The organism is Streptomyces sp. NPDC026673 (assembly GCF_040638135.1).
Lineage (GTDB): Bacteria > Actinomycetota > Actinomycetes > Streptomycetales > Streptomycetaceae > Actinacidiphila.
This window is the reverse complement of record NZ_JBEZXR010000017.1, coordinates 1-20,985: the sequence shown is the minus strand read 5'-3', so window position 1 is coordinate 20,985 and position 20,985 is coordinate 1. Positions and strand designations below refer to the sequence as shown.

Annotated in this window: 15 protein-coding genes; 7 read left to right on the top strand and 8 right to left on the bottom strand. The window is 74.0% G+C overall.

What is annotated here, in order from left to right; all coding sequences use genetic code 11:
* Positions 1-78: 78 nt before the first annotated feature.
* A complete protein-coding gene (locus AB0F62_RS14715; RefSeq protein ID WP_361797380.1) occupies positions 79-1,146 on the bottom strand; it encodes a carbohydrate kinase in 1,068 nt (355 codons plus the stop codon).
* Between the two features lie 261 nt (positions 1,147-1,407).
* Here AB0F62_RS14715 and AB0F62_RS14710 point away from each other — a divergent pair, with 261 nt between their 5' ends.
* The 4 genes from AB0F62_RS14710 to AB0F62_RS14695 are packed head-to-tail and all read left to right on the top strand — an operon-like array spanning position 1,408 to position 5,396.
* A complete protein-coding gene (locus AB0F62_RS14710; RefSeq protein ID WP_361797377.1) occupies positions 1,408-2,409 on the top strand; it encodes a sugar ABC transporter substrate-binding protein in 1,002 nt (333 codons plus the stop codon).
* A 5-nt stretch (positions 2,410-2,414) separates the two neighbouring features.
* Positions 2,415-3,410 carry an ABC transporter permease gene (locus tag AB0F62_RS14705; protein ID WP_361797374.1) on the top strand — a complete coding sequence of 332 codons (996 nt, stop codon included), beginning with the start codon at positions 2,415-2,417 and terminating at the stop codon, positions 3,408-3,410.
* Entirely contained in the window at positions 3,407-4,318 is a 912-nt protein-coding gene (locus AB0F62_RS14700; protein ID WP_361797371.1) for an ATP-binding cassette domain-containing protein, read from the top strand. The genes AB0F62_RS14705 and AB0F62_RS14700 overlap by 4 nt, the downstream gene beginning before the upstream one ends.
* A 49-nt stretch (positions 4,319-4,367) precedes the next feature.
* The gene (locus AB0F62_RS14695) at positions 4,368-5,396 is read left to right on the top strand and encodes a LacI family DNA-binding transcriptional regulator (RefSeq protein ID WP_361797368.1); all 1,029 of its coding nucleotides are present in this window, start codon (positions 4,368-4,370) and stop codon (positions 5,394-5,396) included.
* A gap of 74 nt (positions 5,397-5,470) precedes the next feature.
* Here AB0F62_RS14695 and AB0F62_RS14690 read toward each other — a convergent pair whose 3' ends face one another.
* The 4 genes from AB0F62_RS14690 to AB0F62_RS14675 all read right to left on the bottom strand — a co-directional run bounded on the left by AB0F62_RS14690 (position 5,471) and on the right by AB0F62_RS14675 (position 12,837).
* Entirely contained in the window at positions 5,471-10,012 is a 4,542-nt protein-coding gene (locus AB0F62_RS14690) for a S8 family serine peptidase (RefSeq protein WP_361797365.1), read from the bottom strand.
* A gap of 262 nt (positions 10,013-10,274) precedes the next feature.
* Positions 10,275-11,276, bottom strand: coding sequence for a helix-turn-helix transcriptional regulator (locus AB0F62_RS14685; protein ID WP_361797362.1), 1,002 nt, complete (start codon positions 11,274-11,276; stop codon positions 10,275-10,277).
* A 161-nt stretch (positions 11,277-11,437) separates the two neighbouring features.
* Positions 11,438-12,361, bottom strand: coding sequence for an NADP-dependent oxidoreductase (locus tag AB0F62_RS14680; protein WP_361797359.1), 924 nt, complete (start codon positions 12,359-12,361; stop codon positions 11,438-11,440).
* Entirely contained in the window at positions 12,361-12,837 is a 477-nt protein-coding gene (locus tag AB0F62_RS14675) for a nuclear transport factor 2 family protein (protein WP_361797356.1), read from the bottom strand. Before AB0F62_RS14675 ends, AB0F62_RS14680 begins: the two co-directional genes overlap by 1 nt.
* A 122-nt stretch (positions 12,838-12,959) precedes the next feature.
* Here AB0F62_RS14675 and AB0F62_RS14670 point away from each other — a divergent pair, with 122 nt between their 5' ends.
* Positions 12,960-13,811 (top strand): LysR family transcriptional regulator, encoded by an 852-nt coding sequence (locus tag AB0F62_RS14670; protein ID WP_361797353.1) that lies wholly within the window; start codon positions 12,960-12,962, stop codon positions 13,809-13,811.
* 254 nt (positions 13,812-14,065) lie between these two features.
* Here AB0F62_RS14670 and AB0F62_RS14665 read toward each other — a convergent pair whose 3' ends face one another.
* The 3 genes from AB0F62_RS14665 to AB0F62_RS14655 form a co-directional block, all read right to left on the bottom strand.
* On the bottom strand, positions 14,066-16,366 hold the full coding sequence (locus tag AB0F62_RS14665; RefSeq protein WP_361797350.1) for a SpoIIE family protein phosphatase: 2,301 nt from the start codon (positions 16,364-16,366) through the stop codon (positions 14,066-14,068).
* A gap of 215 nt (positions 16,367-16,581) precedes the next feature.
* Positions 16,582-17,055 (bottom strand): hypothetical protein, encoded by a 474-nt coding sequence (locus AB0F62_RS14660; protein ID WP_361797347.1) that lies wholly within the window; start codon positions 17,053-17,055, stop codon positions 16,582-16,584.
* Between the two features lie 65 nt (positions 17,056-17,120).
* The gene (locus AB0F62_RS14655) at positions 17,121-18,635 is read right to left on the bottom strand and encodes an MFS transporter (protein ID WP_361797344.1); all 1,515 of its coding nucleotides are present in this window, start codon (positions 18,633-18,635) and stop codon (positions 17,121-17,123) included.
* A gap of 234 nt (positions 18,636-18,869) precedes the next feature.
* Here AB0F62_RS14655 and AB0F62_RS14650 point away from each other — a divergent pair, with 234 nt between their 5' ends.
* The gene (locus AB0F62_RS14650) at positions 18,870-19,313 is read left to right on the top strand and encodes a VOC family protein (protein ID WP_361797341.1); all 444 of its coding nucleotides are present in this window, start codon (positions 18,870-18,872) and stop codon (positions 19,311-19,313) included.
* Positions 19,314-19,433: 120 nt separating this feature from the next.
* Complete coding sequence (locus AB0F62_RS14645) at positions 19,434-20,921, top strand: NAD(P)/FAD-dependent oxidoreductase (protein ID WP_361797338.1); 1,488 nt, start codon at positions 19,434-19,436, stop codon at positions 20,919-20,921.
* The last annotated feature ends 64 nt before the right edge of the window (positions 20,922-20,985 follow it).

Here is a 20,985-nt window from a genome sequence, read left to right as displayed (position 1 = left end):
CTGACACCCGATCGATGTCAGATCATGGGCCCCCGCCGGGGACCCGTCAACGCCTCGAACGGGATCGGCCGCGGTCGTTCATGATCCGGACCCCGCGCTCAAGTCATCGTTCTCCGGCTTCACTTGGTGCGCCCACGGCGGGTTCGGGCCGGCGACGGCGCAGGTCAGCGCGGCCACCCGGGTCGCGTATCCGCAGGCCGCCACGACATCGTCGACGCCCAGGCGATCGAGGCGGCCGCCGAGCAGGCCGCGCCCGCCGAGGTGGTGGAGCAGCCCGGCGGTGAAGGAGTCGCCGGCGCCGACCGTGTCGACCACCCGCGCGGGCACCCCGGGCACGCGGACCCGCCGGCCGTCGAGCGAGGCGAGGACGCCCCGTGCCCCGCGGGTGACCACGACCAGTCGTGCGCCCGAGGCGTGGAAGCCGTCGCAGGCCGCCTCCAGCGGGGTGTCCGGGGCCAGTACGGCGAGGTCGTCCTCGCTGAGGCGCAGGATGTCCGCCGTCGCGCACCACGTGGCCGCCCGGTCCCGGTAGACCCGCGGATCGACCAGCGCGGGCCGGACGTTGGGGTCGATGCTGACCGTCGCGTGCCGCCGCGCCCCGGCCAGCATCTCCTCCACGAGGGAACCGCCGGGTTCCCTGACCAGCGCGAGCGAACCGGAGTGCACGCAGACCGAGCCGTCCAGGCCGGCGTCCGTCAGCTCCTCGCGCGTCCACTGCCAGTCCGCGGTGCCCTCGGCGTGGAAGGAGTACGCGGCCTGGCCCTCGGCGTCGACGTCGGCGACCGCGAGCGTGCTGGGCTCGGGCGCGGCGGCCGCAGCCGACAGGTCGACGCCCGATTCCAGCAGGTGGGCGCGGAAGAGACGGCCGAAGACATCCCCGGACAGCCGCGCCAGCAGCCGGGTCGGCGTGCCCAGACGGGCCAGTCCCACCGCGGTGTTGGCGGGTCCGCCGCCCGGCAGCACACGCAGGCGCAGGCTCTGCCCGCGCTCCGGGGAAACGCCGTGCCCGGCGGCAAGGGCGCTCCCGGCGGTACGGACGCTCCCGGCGGTACGGGCGCTCCCGGCGGTCTGGGCGGTCCCGGACCCGGGCTCGGGGAAGACATCGGCGACGCACTCTCCCAGCACGGTGACCTGACGCGGCTGCATGTGGTGTTCCTCCAGGTGGGGACGGGGATGCCGGCCAGGCCGACGAGGGGCCCGGGCCGGCTACGGGGTTCCGCTCGGCCGGAGCGCCAACGTGCTTCCGGCGCAAAGGCATTGACGTTGCCGGAGCGGGAGTCCATCATCCTCCGCAAGCGGTGTCAACGATGACATGTGTCAACGATGGCACTCTCCTGGCGAGATCCTTCGCCGTACGCAGCGCGCCATTCGGCCGTCCCCGCTCACTGCTTCCCGTAGGAGTCGCACATGTCCCGTAGAGCCCGTCCGGTCCTCGTCGTCGGTGCCGTCGGCCTCGCACTGTCCCTGGCCGCGTGCGGTTCCGGTTCCGGCGGCGGCTCCCCGTCCGGGGGCAAGGTGAAGGTGGGTCTGATCACCAAGACCGACACCAACCCCTACTTCGTCAAGATGAGGGAAGGCGCCGCGCAGGCGGCCAAGAGCTCGAACGTCGATCTGAGCACCGCGGCGGGCAAGTTCGACGGTGACAACGCGAGCCAGGTCACCGCGCTGGAGAACATGGTCGCCTCCGGGGTCAAGGGCGTGCTGATCACTCCGAACGACTCCAAGGCCATCGTCCCCGCCATCGAGAAGGCCCGCGCCAAGGGCGTACTCGTCATCGCGCTCGACACCCCGCCGGAGCCGCAGAGCGCCGTCGACGCGCTGTTCGCCACCGACAACGTGAAGGCCGGCGAACTCATCGGCGCCTACGCCAAGGCCGCGATGGGCGGCAAGCCGGTGAAGATCGCCACCCTGGACCTGGCCCCGGGTGTGTCCGTCGGCGTCCAGCGGCACGAGGGCTTCATCAAGGGCTTCGGAGTCGGCGCCTCCGACCCGTCGATCGTCTGCTCCCAGGACACCGGTGGCGACCAGGCCAAGGGCCAGACCGCCATGGAGAACTGCCTGCAGAAGGCGCCCGACATCAACCTGGTCTACGCGATCAACGAGCCCGCGGCGCTCGGCGCCTACACCGCCATCAAGGCCAAGGGCCGCGAGAAGGACGTCATGATCGTCGCCATCGACGGCGGCTGCACCGGCGTGCAGGCGGTCAAGGACGGCAAGATAGCCGCCACCTCGCAGCAGTACCCGCTGAAGATGGCCGCCGACGGCGTGAAGGCGATCGCCGAGTACGCCAAGTCCGGCAAGAAGGCGTCCGGCTACACCGACACCGGCGTCCAGCTCATCACCGACAAGCCGCAGACCGGCTCGGCGTCCGAGGACACCGGCTTCGGTCAGCAGAACTGCTGGGGCTGAGCACCGTGTCCGTCTCCACTCCGCTCCCCGCCGGCGCCAAGGAACCGGCCGCGCTGCGCCGGTTCCTGACGGCGCCGGCGGCGGGGCCGCTCGCCGCCCTCGTCCTGGCGTCGGTGTTCTTCTCGACGACGACCGACCAGTTCCTGTCGGGCGGCAACTTCTCCCTGATCCTCCAGCAGGTCATGGTGGTCGGGACCCTGGCCATCGGCCAGACGCTGATCATCCTCACCGCCGGCATCGACCTGTCCTGCGGCGCGGTGATGGCGTTCGGCGGCATCCTCATCGCCAAGACGGCCGTGGGCGGACCCCTGCCCGCGCTGCTCGCCATCGCCCTCGGCGTGCTGGCCTGCGGCGGCTTCGGCCTGGTCAACGGGCTGCTGGTGCGGACGGTGCCCCTGCCGCCGTTCATCGTGACGCTGGGCATGCTCAACGTGGCCTTCGCGCTGACCCACATCTACTCCGCCGAGCAGACGGTCACCGGCCTGCCCGAACCCCTGACCTTCCTCGGCCGCACCTTCCCGCTCGGCAGGACCGACGTGACCTACGGTTCGCTGGTCACCATCGCGCTCTTCCTGGGCTTCGCCTACGCGCTGAGCAGCACCGCCTGGGGCCGGCACGTCTACGCGCTCGGCAACAGCGCGGAGAGCGCCCGGCTCAGCGGCATCCGGGTCTCCCGTCTCACCGTCGGCGTCTACACGGTGGCCGGACTGGTCTACGGGATCGCCGCCCTGCTGCTGGTGTCGCGGACCGGGGTCGGCGACCCCCAGGCGGGGCAGACCGACAACCTCGACAGCATCACCGCGGTGGTGCTCGGCGGCACGAGCCTGTTCGGCGGCCGCGGCACGGTGCTCGGCACCTTCGTCGGCGTCCTCATCGTCGGCGTCTTCCGCAACGGCCTCCAGTTGATGGGCGTCTCGTCCGTCTACCAGACGCTGGTCACCGGCGTCCTGGTGATCCTCGCGGTGACCGTCGACCAGCTCTCGCGAAAGGGGACCCGATGACCGGCCCCTCCTCCCCCCACGAGCCGGAGCCGCCCGCGCAGGGCGACGGCACGGCACCCCGGCCGGCGCAGCCCACGACGGCCGGCGGGCCCGAACCCGTCCTCAGCGCACGCGGACTGGTCAAGCGCTACGGCCATGTGACGGCGATCGACGACGCCGACTTCGACCTGCTGCCCGGCGAGGTGCTGGCCGTCATCGGCGACAACGGCGCGGGCAAGACCAGCCTCATCAAGGCGCTCACCGGGGCCCTGGTGCCGGACGCCGGTGAGATCAGGCTGCACGGCAGGCCGATCAGGTTCGGCGGGCCGCAGGACGCACGGGCGCACGGCATCGAGACGGTGTACCAGGACCTCGCCGTCGCCGCGTCCATGGACATCGCCTCGAACATGTTCCTGGGCCGCGAGATCCGCCGCGCCGGAGTGCTCGGCTCGGTCTTCCGGCTCCTCGACAAGAAGGCCATGCGGCAGCAGGCCGCCGCGCACATGGCCGAGCTCAAGGTCGGCGTCGGCTCGCTCACCCAGCCGGTCGAGACGCTCTCCGGCGGCCAGCGCCAGGCCGTCGCGGTCGCCCGCGCCGCCGCCTGGGCGCGCAGCGTCGTGGTGATGGACGAGCCGACCGCCGCCCTCGGGGTCAAGGAGTCCGGACAGGTCCTCGACCTCATCCGCCGGGTCCGCGACAAGGGCATCCCGGTGATCCTCATCAGCCACAACATGCCCCATGTCTTCGAGATCGCCGACCGCGTCCACGTCCACCGGCTCGGCCGGCGCGAGGCCGTCATCAGGCCGTCGGACTACTCCATGGCGGAAGTCGTGGCCATCATGACCGGCGCGCTCAGCGTGCGCCCGGACGGCGGTACGGTCGTGGCGGACAGTGACGCGGCCTCGGCAGCAGGGGTTCGGGGGAGCTGACCGACGGCCCCGGCAACCGCGGGTCCGACATCCAGAGAAAAGGTGGTCCATGACAGCGACCCGCAGACCGACCCTCGCCGACGTGGCCCGCGAGGTGGGGGTCAGCGCAAAAACGGTCTCCCGGGTGCTGAACGAGGACGGTCCCAGCTCCCCGGAGACCAGGAGGCGGGTGCTGGACGCCGTGGCGAAGCTCGGCTTCCAGCCCAACCTCATGGCCCGGAGCATGAGGGTGGGAGGCCCCGACACCACCGTCGGCCTGGTGGTGCCGGACGTCGGCAACCCGTTCTTCGGCGCTGTCGCCGGCGGCATCGAGGACGCCGTGCACGGCCACGGGCTGACCCTGCTGATGGGTTCGTCCGACGACGACCCGGAGCGGGAACTCGCCCTGATCCGCACCTTCCTGGCCCGCCGGGTCAGCGTGCTCATGGTCGCGCCGGCGGTGGGCGCCGACCACACCCACCTGAAGTCCCACCGGTCCGCCGGGATGCCGGTCGTCTTCCTCGACCGGCCCGGCAGCGGTCTGACCGCCGACACCGTGGTGAGCTCCAACCGCGCCGGCACGCAGGAGGGCGTCACGCACCTGATCACCGGTGGACACCGCAGGATCGGCTTCATCGGCGACCTGCCGGCCCGGCTTTACACGCGCCGCGAGCGGCTCGCCGGCTACCGCGCGGCGCTCGCCGACGCGGGGCTGCCCTACGACCGGACCCTGGTCGTCGACGCCCACGACCCGGCGGGTGCCGCCGAGGCGACGGGGCGCCTGCTCGCCCTGCCCGATCCGCCCACCGCGCTGCTGTCGGGCAACAACGTCATGACGATCGGGGTCATGACCGAACTCGCCCGCAGCAGGCGGAAGGACGTCGCGGTGGTCGCCTTCGACGACGTCCCCATGGCCGCCATCCTCGAACCCGCCCTCACCGTGGTGGCGCAGAATCCCGTCACCATGGGCGAGTTGGCGGGCTCCACGGCCCTGGAGCGCCTCGAGGGCGACCGGTCCCGTGCCCGCACCATCCTGGTCGAGACCCGGCTGGTGGCCCGCGGCTCCGGGGAACTGCGCCCGCCCGCTCCCTCCCGCTGACCGGGCGGCCGTTCCGCGCGGTCGCGGCCCGGCCGGCGCACTCCCCACGGGAAGTACGCCGGCCGGGCACGTGCCTATCCGGAGACCCCGAGCACGGTCTCGCCCGAACGACCCGCCCCGGTCCCGGCCACCCGTACCGTCAGCGTACGGCCGTGGCCGCGCGGGACCGGTACGAACGCGTGGGCGAAGCCCTCCGCCGTCGCGCGGCCGAGGGCGACGACCCGCCCGTCGATCCGCACGGTGAAGCGTTCACGGGGGGACAGGCCCGCCGCGGTGACCGACACGGTGGTACCGGCCGTGGCCTCGCGGGGCATGGCGTCGACGACGAACGCCGGCCGGGGCCTGGAGCCGCGCACCGGTTCGAGGTCCTCCGCGGCCACCGGCGGCACGATGATCCGCCGCACCGCCAGGGCCTGGAAGATCGGGCCGTTGATCTCGTAGTAGGCGGTGGCCCACAGCGGCCGCCCGGCGGGCACCGTGACGGTCCGGGAGATCGGCGCCCCCTCCTGCGGGCTGCGCGTGGTGGGGATGGGCTCGTTGATGAAGAGCGACATGCCCGCGTAGATCTCCGGGCCCTCGCCGACCGACAGGGAGAATCCGCCGCTGTACGCCGCGGGTCGGTTGGTCACGGTCATCTTCAGCGGCGCGGAACCGCCGTCGTGCCCGGCCGTGCCGCCGCGCCGGAAGGTCGCGTAGAACGGCTCCACCATCGCGGGCCGTCCGCTGAGCCCGGCGCGGTCCCGGTTGCGGTACGTCGCGACGGTCGTGCCGTCGAGCACGAGGTCGAGGCGGTCCACTCCGGTCGTGTCGTACGAGCGGCTGAACGTGTCCTCCGGGTCGGCCTGCAGGGTGGCGAGGACCAGGTCTCCGTCGGTCAGCTTGTAGCGCAGCGTCGCGAAGACCGGCACGTCGGAGTTGTTGGTGAAACTCACCTTCGCGGCGTGCTTCTCCTCGCGGTCCTCGGAGATCGACGCGGTGCTCGCCTTCAGGGCCTTGGGAGTCCACGTCACCGACCTGCTCTGCCCGGCGCGGCCGTGCTCCCCGATCACTCCGAGGGTGGCGGTGAGCTTCTCCGGCCTCGTCTCGACCGGCTCGGACTTCCAGGCGTACCAGCCCAGTTCACCCGAGTCGGCGGCCAGGGTCCGGTCCAGGTAGGTGCCGGAGGCGCCGCGGACGGTGATGCGCACCTTGCCCTCGCCCCGGATGGCCGCGGTCATCGTGGCCAGCGGGTTGCCGTCGAAGGCGTGGGCGTCGCCGTGTTCGGCGTCGCCCAGGACCAGGCCGGCGACGGTGAAGGAGTCGCCCGCGCTCCGGCCGCCGTACCCGACCTCCAGCGTCTGCTTTCCGGTGGCGAGGTCGGCCGGCAGGGTGACCAGACGGCCGACGCCTCCGTCGTCGGTGGTGCGTCCGCTCGCCAGGACCCGGCCGGAGCCCTTCACCCGGATCTGGAAGTCGACGGCCGGAGTCAGTCCCGTCGCCACGACGACGGCGGACTGACCGGGCACGGCGTAGTCGGGCCGGACGGTGACCGCGGGACGCGCGCCCGGAGCGCCGCCGGGCGGACCGGTGCGCGGGTCGCCGGTGACGGTCACGTACGTCGTCCGTCCGGTGTCCCCGTAGGTGACCCGGCCGAGGTAGACCGCGCCGGCCTTGAGGCCCTTCCAGGACAGGGCGACCGGGGTGGTGCCACCGGCCCGCAGTGCCGCCGTGGCGGGCTGCGCGGTGAACGAGCCCTCGGCGCCCTTGTCGCCGAGGGCGAAGCTCGTCACGGTGAAGCCCAGCGGTCCGGTCCCGGCGAAGAAGTCCACCTCGACCTCGTACAGGCCGGGTTCGGGGTCCTCCAGGTCGAGTTGCTCGTCGGCGGAGTCGGTGGCCGCGCGGTCGACGAGCGCGGTGTCGCCGTACTCGTTGAGCCGGTGGACCGACAGGTCCAGGTCCGCGGTGTCGTCGGCGGCGTCGAGGGCGAACCGGGCGTGCTTCGTCCCGGCGGGCACCTCCACGACGTGGGTGCGGGCCGCGCCGCCGACGGTGCCCGAGCCCTCGACCCGCAGCCCCCGGGACAGCCCGGTGAGCTCCAGCGGGACCTCGCGGTCCTCGCCGCCCTTGAGGGTCACGGTGGCACGGCCGGAGCTGCCCGAGGCCTTGAGCGCGGCGGGCGCGACCAGGGTCACCGGCCGTACCGCGACCGCACTGCGCACGCTCTGCTTGCCGTCGCGCCAGGTCAGGTAGCCCGAGGCGTACTCGCCCAGGGGCGCGGTGGTCCGGGTGAAGGTCACCTGGAACGTCTTGGCCTGCCCCGGCTCCGTGAAGGTCAGGGAGCGCGGCTCGACGGTGGTCTCCACGCCGGGGATCCGCACCGGGTCCGCGGTGAAGGTGCCGGGCTCGGTCGACGTCACGGTACGGGTGACGGTCTGCCGCCCGGCGAGCGAACCGACGCCGATCGACGCCAGGTTGAGGTCGGAGGGCGCGGGCGCCGTGGTGTCGCCCTTGACGGCGTCGACGTACCGCGTCCAGTCGGCGGGGCCGTTGAGGTACAGCAGCCCGGGGTGCAGGTAGCGGGTCGCGTCGACCTGTCCGTTGCCCTGTGCGAAGACGTCGTCCGAGGCCTCCCCGGCCCCGGTCACGGTCGGCTGGGTGGTGGTCATCAGCGCGGACTTGATCTCGGCCGGCGTCGCCTGCGGGTGCAGCCCCAGGTAGAGCGCGCCGAGACCCGCCACGTGCGGGGAGGCCATCGAGGTGCCCGACATGAAGGTGAACCGGGGCCGCTCGCCCGCCGCGTTGGCGCCGTCGGCGAGGACGGCCACACCGGGGGCCGCGAGGTCGGGCTTGATCAGGTCGCCGCCGTCGGCCTGGACCGGGCCGCGCGAGGAGAACCCGGCGATCTGCGGGACGGCGACCGACGCCAGCTTGTGCGGGTTGCCGTCCACGAGCGTCGCGGTCGGTGCCTCGGCGCCCGCGTACGAGACCAGCGCCTCGTATCCGTCCGCGTCGACCGCGACGGTGGGGACGCCGTGGGCGTCCAGGTCCGTGGAGTCGGGCTCCCGATTCACCAGGATCATCCCGATGCCGCCCGCCCGCTTGACCTCGGCGGACTTGGCGAGCCGGTCGTACGTTCCGCGTTCGCACAGCACGATCGCACCCCTGACCCGGGCGGAGTCCAGGCTGTCCGGGCCGCACAGCTGCGGCCTGACGGCGATCGGGGTGCCGGCGGCGGCCGCCGCGACCAGCGGTCCGGCGACCTCGCCGCCGCCCGCGGGCAGCGAGACGGACGCGCCCAGCACGTTCTCGCCGTCGCCGAGTTCGACCGTGGCCTCGCGGGTGGGCATGGAGCTCGCCGCCGCCGTGGTGATCCACGGCGAGGCGTTGTCCACGGTGCTGTCCCCGGGGCCCGAGTTGCCGCCCGCGGTCGCGACGAAGATGCCGCTCGCGGCCGCGTTGCGGAACGCCTCGTCCACCACCGAGTCCGTGGACAGCGCGCCGCCGGCCGAACCGATCGAGTAGTTGATCACGTCGACGTTGTCGGCGACGGCCGCGTCGATCGCCGCCAGCAGGTCTCCGGTGGCGCAGCCGTCGTCCGTGGTGTCGTGCGTGTCGGGGCCGCTCCAGCAGGCCTTGTAGACGGCCACCTTGGCGGCCGGCGCGACTCCGGAGATCGTGCCCATGGGGACGCCGCCGAGGTCGGCGTCGACCCCGTTGGCTCCTGCGGCCGTGCTGGCCGTGTGCGAGCCGTGCGCCTCGCCGTCCCGCGGCGAGAGGTACTCGCCGGTCGCCGGACCGCCGATGTGGCCGCTGCCGAAGTTGTCCACGAAGTAGCGCGCGGACACGATCTTGGTGGAGCAGTCCGCGGCGGTGAACTGGACGCCCGCGGTGCAGGCGCCGGTGAAGGTGCCCCCGTCGGCCTTCCGGTAGGTGATGGCCGAGCCGTCCAGATACGGTTCGGCACCCGGCTGCGTTCCGAGCGGGGCACCGGCGAACGACGGGTTCTCCGGGGCGATGCCGGTGTCGACGACGCCGACCACCACGCCCTTGCCCGCGTTGCCGACGCCGCCGTTGCCGGCCCACACCCCGGTCTTCCCGCTCAGGCCCAGGTAGTCGGTCGAGTTGACGGCGGCCAGCGGCTTGCGCAGTTCGTCCTTGACCACCGACACCACCGAGGGGTCGGCGCGCAGCTCCTCGACCTGCCGCGGCCGCAGTTCGGCCGTGAAGCCGTTCAGCGCCGCCGAGTACGACGAGATCACCCGGGCGCCCACGGTGGCCGCCGCGTCGTCCTGCCGCTGGTGCAGGTAGGCCCGATAGGCGCGGACGGGGGCGGAGCCGGTCTTCAGTCCCTCGCCCGCCCGGGGTGCCGTGCGGGCCTTTCCGGCCACTCCGCCGGTGTACGTCGCCGCGGCCGGCTCGCGCAGGGTGACGATGTACCGCCCGGCGGCGGGCTGTTCGCCGGCGTTCGGGTCGTGGGCGGCGTAGGGCGCCGGCACGGCGGGTGGCGTCGGTACCGGGGCCGCGGCGGCGGGGGACTGGTCGACGGCCGTGAAGACCGTCAGGCTGACGCCCGCGACGAGGGCCGCGAGGGATCGCGGTATCGCCGAACGGCGCGCAGGAGGATGGGCAGGTGCCACCAAAGCTCCTTCATCAACGGATGACCGGGCATCCCGGCCGAGTGACACGCCGTGCGGGCGCACACCAGTTCTAGCCGGGTGATCCTTTGGTGACCAACGTCCTGCGCTGCCGATACCGGTCAGTGGCCAGAAGGGGCCATCGAGGTGTGCCCTGTGCACGGCCTCGCGGCGGGGCCGCGTGCCCTCGCCCGCCCGGTGGCCGTGCCCGCCGGACCGATGCCGGAAGCCGGTGTTCCCGCGAAGACGCCGGATCCCGTGGCGGTCAGATCCAGTCGCGGCGGGCCGCCGCGACGCCGGCGCCGAAGCGGTTGGTGGCACCGAGTTCGGTGAACAGGTCCTGGATCCTGCGGCGCAGGGTTCGCGGCGAGATGCCCAGTTGGCGGGCGATCGCCTCGTCCTTGACGCCGGCCGCGAAGAGCGCGAGCAGGTTCCGCTCCTCGTCGGTGGGCCGCCGGCCCGGGGCCGCCCCGTCCGCGGACGCCGCCGGGGGCAGCGTCCCGGAGGCGGGGGAACCGGTCAACGGGACGGCGGCCGCCCAATAGTGCTCGAAGAACTCGCCCAGGGCCTCCAGGAGGGGCGGAGCCTCGGTGTACAGGTACTCGGCGCTCCCCACCGACAGGCTCAGCGACACCATCGCGGCCGACCGGTCGGCCATCGCCAGTTTGATCGGCAGCGCCGGGACGACCCTGGCCTCCTCCCCGCGGGAGACGAGGCTGCCCAACTCCTGCCACCTCCCGTCGGCTTCGAAGCTCGCGGCGGCGTACACCGCGCGGACCCGCACGCCGCGCCGGACCGCGGCCTCGTCCAGCGGCTCGTTCGGGGCCAGCAGGAACGGTGGCCGGTCCAGGGCGCACAGCTCGGTCCGCGCGGTCTGCTTGAGCCGGTAGTAACGGTCCCCGACGGCCTCCAGCCCGCTGATCACGCTGGTGCCGGGGCCGCCGTCACGGGCCCGCCGCGCCGCGTCGAAGATCGCCCCGAGCGGCCCCGCGGACTCCCGCACCGCGGCCAGCCGGCGCTCGCGCGACTCCACCAGGGCGTGCAGCGCGTGGCGGGGATCCACCGTGAAGAACTCCCCCGAGGAGCGGCGGCTCATCAGCCCGGCGTGGTGGAGCCGTTCGAGCAGCGCCAGCGCCTCGCCGTCCGTCACCCCGAGGGCCCCCACCACGTCGTCGGCGGTCGCGCTGTCGCGGGAGAGGAGGAGGCGGTACGCCTCCTCGGCCACCCGGTCCACTCCGACCCACGCGAGTGACGCGTCATTCTCCACGAGAGCATCCATTCCTGCCGTTCACCACCTCGATCAACACGTCCCGGGCGCGTACCCGCCGTGCGGCCCCGCCGGGTGATCGAACCAAGAACGGGCGGCGACTTCAAAGCGGCGGTCGGACGTCCCGGTCCGCGGACACGCGGTGGCCGCGGACCGGGACCTCAGGCGATCTCGACGACCACCTTGCCCCGGGTGCCGCCCGCGGCCAGGGCGCGCTGGGCGTCGGCCGCGCGCTCCAGCGGGTAGGTGGCGGCGATGCGCACGGACAGCCCTCCGGCCTCGGCGAGTTCCACCAGCGCGGTGAGATCCGCCCGGTCGAGCCGGCAGAAGACCGGGATGATCCCCGGGGTGCCCGCCTCGGTGACGGAGGCGATCCGGGCTCCCGCGCGAGCGGCCTCCGCCGTCGCGGCGAGGGTCCCGCCGCCCGCGGTGTCGAGCACCGCGTCCGCCCCGTGCGCCGTCAGTTCCCGGATCCGGCCGGCCGTCCCGCGGCCGTAGGCGACGGGCTCGGCTCCGAGCGAGCGCAGATACGCGTGGTCTCCGGGGGAGGCGGTGCCGATGACCCGGGCGCCCCTTGCCCGCGCGATCTGCACGGCGAGTGAGCCGACCCCGCCGCCCGCGCCGTGCACGAGCAGCGTCTCGTCCTTCCGGACCGCCAGCGCGTGCACCACGGCCTGGTAGGCGGTGAGGCCCGCGAGCGGCAGTCCGGCGGCCTCGGCGAAGGACATGCCGGCGGGTTTGCGCACGAGCGTGCGCACGTCGGCGCCGACCAGTTCCGCCAGCCCGCCGTGGGCGCGCTGCACATCCCCGCGGACGTATCCGATGACCTCGTCGCCCGGGGTGAACTCGGGCGCGGCGGGCCCGGCGTGTTCGACCACGCCCGCGATGTCCCAGCCGGGGATCACGGGGAAGTACGTGTCGACGGCGGAGTCGAGTGCCCCCGCCTGCAGCGCCAGGTCCGCGGGGTTGAGCGCCGCCGCGCGCACCCGGACCAGCACCGAGTCGACATGGGTCCTGGGAGCGGGGAGTTCGGCGAGTTCCAGGACCTCGGGGCCGCCGTAGCGGCGGTAGACCACGGCCCTCATCACGCCCCCGGGAGGGCGATGGGCATGTCCATCAGGACGTCGTGGCGGACGATCCGCCACTCGCCGTCGACGCGGCGCAGTTCGGTGTCGTAGTACCCGGACTCGATCGGCTCCACCGTGCCCTGGGCACCGGGCGTGCCGGCCGGCAGGGTGGCCGCTTGCGTCCGGAAGACGATGAACTGGGCGTTCATGCGGGCGCGGTCGCCGTCGACCTCGATGAGGTGATCGGAGGTCGTGTGGTGACCGGTGGCGCCCTCCGGGTGCGGAGCCATGTAGTGCTCGACCGCGTACTCCACGGCCGCCCCGCCGATCAGGGGCTCGCCGACGGGTTCGTACGTACCGGGGCCGGTCCTGGCGTGGATCCGCACGACGGCGTCGTCGGTGAACAGGGCGCCCTGCGCCTTGCCGTCCCTCCGGTCCGTCGCGCGGACGTAGCGGGCCAGGACCTCCTGGACCTTGCGCTCTTCGCTGCTCATGCGCGGTGGCTTCCCTTCGTCGTGTGTGCCGGACGCCCGTCCCACGGGGTCCGGGTCCCAGTGCACCAAGGGGCGGCGCCAGGAGCCATGACGCTTCCGACATGCGGCGATACTCTGGAGGTATGGATCGACTGGAGACGCGGGAGCTGGAGTACTTCCTGGCCGTCGCCGAGGAGCTGCACTTCAGCCGTGCGGCGCAGCGGCTGGGCATCGCGCAGCCGCCGCTCTCCCGCGCCGTGGCCCGGCTGGAACGCCGTATGGACGTCCGCCTGCTCGAGCGCACCAGTCGCCGGGTCGAACTCACCGCCGCGGGCGAGGTCTTCCTCGAAGAGTGCCGCCGCCTGCTCGGGGAGCTCGACGGAGCCGTACGCCGCGCCCGGCAGGCGGCCGCCCCGCCCGGGCTCGCTCTGGCGGTCCGGCCCGGCACCGGCTCGGGCCTGCTCGCGGAGCTCGTCAGGTCCCACGACGGCATCGACACCGAGCTCGTCTTCACCTACGACCGGGTGGGCGCGCTGCGCGCCGGCACGGCCGATGTCGCGCTGCTGTGCCTCGGCAGCGACGACCTGACCGGCCTGACGACCGTCGAAGTGGCGCAGGAGGACCCCGTCGCCCTGCTGCCGCGCGGCCACCGCCTCGCGGGGCGCCGAACGGTGACCACCGCCGAACTCCGGCGGGATCCCGCCTACACGGAGCAGTGCCCGGCGGTGGGCCTGGACGAGATCGTCGACCGGGTGGCCCTCGGCCGGCTCGTCACCGTCGTCGGCTCGGCCGCCGCCGACCGCCTGACCCGGGACGTGGCCGCCGTCGCGGTGGCGGACCTGCCCGCGACGACCCTGGCCCTGGCCTGGCCGGCGCAGGCGGCGCGGCCCGAGGTCGCCGCGTTCGCCCGCACCGCGCGGCGCGTCGCCCGCGACCGGGAGCGGCCGACGGACCCGGCGCCACCACCCGCCGCCGCGCCGCCGCCCCCGGCATGACGAGGGGACCTCGGCCCCGGGTTCCGGGCCCGCCGGGCGGCCCGCGATGTACGGGCGCATCGCCGCGGCACGAAGGAGTTCCGTCTTCCCGCGGTCGGCGGTTCGACGCTGCGCTTCGAGGCCCCGCGGTCGCCGGCCGGGCGCCCCGCTCCACCGGCGGCAACGGCGCCCTCAGCCCTGGCGGACCGGACCGGACCGGACCGCACCGGGCAGGGCTGAACGGCGGCATCCGCGCGGCAGGAGGGCGCGCCGGGTCACGGACCGGCCGTCGGCACAGCGACCGGCTGCTGCGCCCACACCGTCTTCCCCTGCGCCCGGTAGCGGACGCCCCACTGGTCCGCGAGCCCGCCGATGATGAAGAGCCCCCGGCCGGTCTCGTCGACGGTACGGGCGTGCTTCACATGCGGCGCGCCCGCCGCGGTGTCGCTGACCTCGCAGGTCAGCATCTGCTCGAGGATCAGGCGCAGCCGCAGGGGCGGAGCGCCGTAGCGGACCGCGTTCCCGACGAACTCGCTGACGATGAGCTCGGTGGTGAACGCCGTCTCCTCCGCGACGCCCCAGGCCGCCAACTGGCGGCGGGCCGCGGCGCGGGCGATCGGAGCGGCCTCGGCACCGGCCGGCAGCGCGCAGGTCAGCACCCGGTCCGCGGGCAGCGCCTTCGTACGGGCGAGCAGCATCACCGTCTCGCCGGTCCCGCCCGAGCGGGTGAACGCGGAACCGATCGCGTCGCACACCTCCGGCAGCGGCCGGCCGTCCGCGCCGTCGAGGTACGCGCGCAGGGGAGCGGAGGGTGCCAGGACCCGCTCCGCGAGCGAGGCCGTCGCCATGGCGAGGGTGCTTCCCTCGGGAAGGCCGACGGTTGTCGCGGGGAAGGGGGCGTTGTCCTGGCCGCTGAGCGGGGGACCCGAGGGGACGCCCAGGGGCTCCGAGGTGCCGTCCGGCAGGACGGCGACCGGCTCCGGCAGTCCGGCCCGGGCGATGGTGCAGGTGAGTTCCACCGGGTCGTACACCGCGATGGCGCAGCCGATGTCGAGCGGCTCGGCATCCAGCTGGGGCAGGGCGGCGGAAGCGGCGGCGAGACGGGCGGCGGTTTCGCCCAGCCGGGCGAGCAGTTCGTCCGGCGGCAGATCCAGGGCGGCGAGCGTGTGGAGGGCGGTCCGCATCAGCCCCATCGTGATGGCCGCGACGATCCCCCGCCCCGCCACGTCGCCGACGACCAGGGCCGTTCGCGCGCCGGGCAGCGGAATCGCGTCGGACCACGCGCCGCCTCCCTCCGAGCCGGGCAGGTACAGCCGGGAGACCTCCACGGTGGGCCGGCCGGCCGGCTGCCCGGGGAGCAGCCTGTGCTGGACGGTCGAGGCGATGATCCACTCGCGCATGTACTGGCGGGCGTTCTCGACGCAGAGGGCGGCGTGCGCACATGCGGCGGTGGCCACCGCCAGATCGCCCTCGTCGAAGGGCTCCCTGTTTCCGTCGCGGTAGAAGCTGACCACGCCTAGGGCCTGATCGCGCAGCGTCAGCGGGATCACGATCAGGGAGCGGGCGCCGGCGCCCACCAGGATGGCGTCCGCCCGGGCCGGGTCGGCGGCCAGCCACGGGGCGGGCCCGTCGATCGGCACCAGGCGCGCCCGCAGGTCGGACAGGACCTCCGCGAAGGGGGTGCCGGGCGGCAGGGGACCGACCTCGCCGACGGGGTAGGCCGAGTGGTGTCCCGCGAACGCGGCCCGCCGCAGAGGTACGTCCTGCCGGACGGGCGCCCGCGGCGGCTCCTCCCCGCGGACGACGTCGTCGACCATCTCCACGACCGCCGCGTCGGCGAAGACGGGGACGACCACCTCCACCAGCTCCCGGCAGACGAGCCCGACGTTGGGCACGTCCCCCACCCGGGTGCGGACCTGTTCCAGCAGGTCCAGGCGGCCCTGTGCCTTCTCCCGCTCGGTGACGTCCACCGCGGACGCCACCAGCCCGAGCGTGCCGCCCCGGGAGTCCTCCAGACGGAGATAGGACATGGAGCGCACACGGCACCCGTGGCGCTCCGGTGTCTCGGCGCCGCGGACGAGCCGGTTCACGACCGGTTCCCCGCTCTCCAGTACCCGCCGCGCCACGGCGGCCTCCTCCTCGGGGCCGGCCAGGTCGTACACCTCGGTGAAGTGCCGGCCCAGCGGGCCGCCCGCCCTCGTGCCCGGTGCCGCGCCGACACCGGCGCTCATGCGGAGCACGCGCAACTCCCGGTCGAGCACCAGCAGTTCCATGGGGGAGTGGGTGAAGACGGCCTTCAGGATCGCCAGGTCCCGTTCCGACAGGGCCGGGTCCCCCGTCACGAGCACCCGCCACAGGACGGAGCCGCCGCGGCGCACCCGCTCGACCCGGACCGTGACGGCGTCGGGGACTCCCGCGCAGGGGCGCCCGGTGCCGGCGGTCCCGTGGAGGAGGGTGCTCAGGGGCCGGCCGACGGCCTCGGCGGCGGACCACCCGAACAGCTCCTCGGCTTGACCTCCCCACTCGACCACCCGGCCGTCCTCGTCGACGAGAACCAGCACGTCACCGCTGGGCATGGAACACGCACCTCCGCCCCCATACCTGCCCGCCCCGCGGCGGCGACAGGCCCGTCCGCGGGACAGCTACGCCGATCGGCTCAGCCGTTCCCACCGGCGCCGACCGGCCGGTGCCCCGCCCGACCCCGCCGAGGGCGCGGTCCGGCGGACACGGCACGGCCCCTCCGTGCGCGCCCCGTGCGACGGGGGCGCCCGGAAGGGCCGTGTGCCGTGGTTCAGCCGCGGCGTACCGTGATCGTCCGCTCGGCGGTGACGCCGTTGACGGTCACCCGGAGCACGGCGGTGCCGGCGCGCAGGGCCGTGACGGTCGAGGTGGCCGGGTCGTAGGCGACCACGGGCGCCGCGTGGTGGTCGCCGTGCCCGCCGTCGCCGCCCGCGACCTCGACGCGGGTGCCCGACCAGGTGGCGCCGACCGGCCGGGCCACGGGGACGGTACGAGTGCCGTCCTTGGTGAGCGTCGCCGACGCGTGGCCCAGGCCGCCGACCGTGAGCGTGGCCGGGGCGATCATGTCCACCGCCTCGGTCCGGGCGTGCACCTCCGCGCGCGGCCAGGTCTCCGCGTCGTGGGCGGGGACGTCGAAGGGGTCGGCGACCCGTCCCCGGCGGGGGTCCGTGCCCGGCATCGTCCAGCCGGTGAAGCCGCCGTCGTCCTGCGTACTGGCCGGGTTCTTGCCGGAGTTGCCGTTCACCAGGCAGGGGACGCCGTCGACCCGCGTCGCCGGGAAGGCGCCGACCTGGCCGGCGACGGCCTGATTCAGGCCGCCGTCCCGACCGCGGCCGCCCGGTGGCGCGGTGAGGGGGCGTTCACGAGGAGGGCGGCGGTGAGGGCGCCGACGAGCGTGATGACACCGGCGCACCAGAACGCGGTGGTGAATCCGTGGACGACGCCTGCGTCGGCGATGGCGTGGTGCCGTGCGGCGGTCAAGCGGCCGTCCCGCGCGGACAGGCGCGACGCGACGTAGTGGCCTGTCGAGGTGGTCGCGATGGTGTTGAGCAGGGCGGTGCCCAGGGAACCGCCGACCTGCTGGGCGGTGTTCACGGCGGCGGCGGTGATGCCCGCGTCCGCGGGGCCGACGCCGGAGGTGGCCGTGGCCATGACCGGCATGAAGACCAGGCCCATGCCGAAGCCGAGCAGCAGGGCACCCGGCAGGACGTGGGTGGCGTAGCCGGAGTCGGTGCCGAGGGAGGTGAAGGTGAACATGCCGATGGCGGCGATGGCCAGGCCCGGGGCGATCAACAGGCGCGGCGCCACGTGGGGCAGCAGACGCGCGGAGACCTGTGTGGAGGTCAGGACGATGCACGCGGACATCGGCAGGAAGGCGAATCCGCCCTTGAGCGCGGAGTAGCCGAGGATGTTCTGCAGGTAGTAGGTGAGGAAGAGGAAGACCCCGAACAGGCCGACCATGGCCAGGCTCAGGGTCAGCATGGGCGCGCCGTGGGCGCGGGACGCGATGATCCGCAGGGGGAGCAGAGGGCTCGTGGCCCGGCTCTGCCACCAGGTGAACACGGCCAGGAGCACGACGCCCGCGGCGAGCAGGCCGACCACCGGGCCCGAACCCCAGCCGTCGGAGTCGGCCCGGCTGACCGCGTACACCACGGTGACCAGGCCGCCGCTGCCCAGGACGACTCCGGGGACGTCGAACCGAACGGCGCGGTGGCCGGCGCGGTCCTCCAGGAAGGCGACGGCCCCGGTCACGGCCGCGGCGGCGATCGCCACGTTGACGTACAGGCACCAGCGCCAGTCGAGGTACTGGGTCAGGACGCCGCCGAGGAGCAGGCCGATCCCGCCGCCCGCCCCGGCGAGCGCGCCGAAGATGCCGAACGCCTTGGCGCGTTCCCGGCCGTCGGTGAAGGTCGTGGCCAGCAGCGACAGCGCGGTGGGGGCGAGGAGCGCGGCGAAGCAGCCCTGCAGGGCGCGGGCCGCGAACAGCATCGCGGGCCCCGTGGCGGCGCCGCCGAGTGCCGAGGCCGCGGCGAAGCCGACGAGGCCGACGATGAAGGCGCGCTTGCGGCCGACGAGGTCCGCGATGCGGCCGCCGAGGAGCAGCAGTCCGCCGAAGGCGAGGGTGTAGGCGGTCACGACCCACTGCCGGCTGCCGTCGGTGAGGCCGAGGTCCCGCTGGGCCGAGGGCAGGGCGATGCTCACGATCGTGGCGTCGAGGACGACCATGAGTTGCGCCAGGGCGATCACGCCCAGCGCCCACCACCGCTGGGCCTCCGGCCGCCGGCGGACATCGTGCTGCGGGGCCGACAGGGCCGGACTGCTCATCGGGGACTTCCTCGGGATGTCGGTGGGACCGGGGTTCGGGTGCCCGGGTTCGGGGCTGCGGGCCTGCGGCGGGACAAGAATGCGGCCTAGATGCTTGCTGCGTCAAATATATCCCGGCAAGAATGATCTTGTGAGGGCCGGCCGCGATTGCGTCACCTGTTTGACAGGTGACGCCAGACGGGTCATGCTCGTCACCAGTTCAACCGGTTACCAATGTGTGAGGGTGAGAATTCGATGGAACTGAAGCTCGAGGTCGTGGTGCTGCCCGTGTCCGACGTGGACCGGGCCAAGGACTTCTACACGGCGATGGGGTTCCGGCTCGACGTCGACTACGTCGGCGACGACGGCTTCCGGGTGGTGCACTTCACGCCGGAGGGATCCGGGGCCTCGATCCTCTTCGGCGACGGCGTGACGACGGCCGCCCCGGGCTCCGTGCAGGGCCTCCACCTGATCGTCGAGGACATCGTGGCGGCCCGCGCCGAGCTGGCGGCCCGCGGCGTCGACATCAGCGAGGTCTTCCACGACGCGGGCGGCGTCTTCCACCACGCCGGTGAGACCGGCCGGGTCGCCGGCCCGCACCCGAAGCGCGCCAGCTACGGCTCCTTCGCGACCTTCGCGGACCCGGACGGCAACGGCTGGGCGCTCCAGGAGGTCACGGAGCGCCTGCCGGGACGCTGACCCCGCACTCCCTCCCCGACGACCGACCCTTCCCCCGAACCCCCGCGGTGCCGTGGATCCCCCCTCCGCGGCACCGCGGGCCCCTGACGGGGTTCCCTCCGGCCCCTTTGGAAGCAGGTTATGAAGACCGACGAAACGACGGGTCAAGCGACGAGCGGTACGTCCCGGGAGTACGACGTCGTCGTCATCGGCGGCGGACCCGTGGGCGAGAACGTCGCCGACCGGACCAGCGCCGCCGGACTGGCCACCGTGCTCGTGGAGAGCGAACTGCTCGGTGGCGAATGCTCGTTCTGGGCGTGCGAGCCCAGCAAGGCGCTGCTGCGGCCGGTGGTGGCACGGGCCGACGCCCGCCGCATACCCGGCCTGAAGGGCGCGGTCGGCGGGCCGCTGGACGTGGCCGAGGTCCTCGCCCACCGTGACCGGCTCTCCGCGAACTGGAAGGACGACGACCAGGTCGAGTGGCTGGAGTCCGTCTCCGTCGACCTGGTGCGCGGGCACGGTCGTCTCGACGGCCCCCGCCAGGTGGTGGTGGCCACGCCGGACGGCGGGACGGTGCGGCTGACCGCCCGGCACGCCGTCGTCGTCTCCACCGGGACCACCGCGGCGCTCCCGGAGCTGCCGCGGCTCGCCGAGGTCCGTCCGTGGACCAACCGCGAGGCGACGAGCGCCCGCGAGGCGCCCGGCCGCCTGGTGGTGGTCGGAGGCGGCGTCGTCGCCGTCGAGATGGCCACCGCGTGGCGCGCGCTCGGCTCCGAGGTGACCATGCTGGTCCGGGGGAGCGGCGGATTGCTTCCCCGCATGGAGCCCTTCGCCGGGGAGATGGTCCTCGACGCCCTGCGCGAGGCCGGGGTGGACGTACGGCTGGGCGCCTCCGTGACGGCCGTGGAGCGGGAGGACGGCGGGGCCGGCCCGGTGCGGGTGACCCTGGCCGACGGCGGGACGGTGGTCGCCGACGAGATCCTGTTCGCGACCGGCCGGGCCCCCCGCACCGCGGACCTCGGCCTGGAGACGGTGGGCCTGACCCCCGGCGACTGGCTGACCGTGGACGACACCTTCCGGGTGACGGCCGTCGCCGACGGCTGGCTGTACGCGGCGGGCGACGTCAATCACCGTGCCCTGATGACGCACCAGGGCAAGTACCAGGCCCGCATCGCGGGAGCGGTGATCGGGGCACGGGCCAAGGGCGAGCCGGTGGACGAGACCAGGTGGGGCGCGCACGTAGCGACCGCCGACGCCCACGCCGTGCCGCAGGTGGTCTTCACCGACCCCGAGATCGCGAGCGTCGGTCTGACCACCCGTGAGGCCGAGCGGCTCGGGCGCCGGGTCGACGTGGTGGACTACGACATCGGGCGCCTCGCCGGAGCGGTGCAGTACGGCGAGGACTACCGGGGCAAGGCCCGGGTCCTGATCGACCCGGACCGCGGCACGGTGGCCGGCGTCACCTTCGTCGGCCCGGGCGTGCAGGAACTGCTCTACTCGGCGACGGTCGCCATCACCGGGGAGATACCGGTGGAGCGGCTGTGGCACGCGGTCCCCGCGTTCCCGACGATCAGCGAGGTCTGGCTGCGGGTTCTGGAGACCTACCGGGACATGCGCGCCCGTTCCTGAGCGCCGGCCGGCATCGCGCATCGCGCCTCGCGCACACGAACCGCCGCGGCGGCCCTCCCCCCGG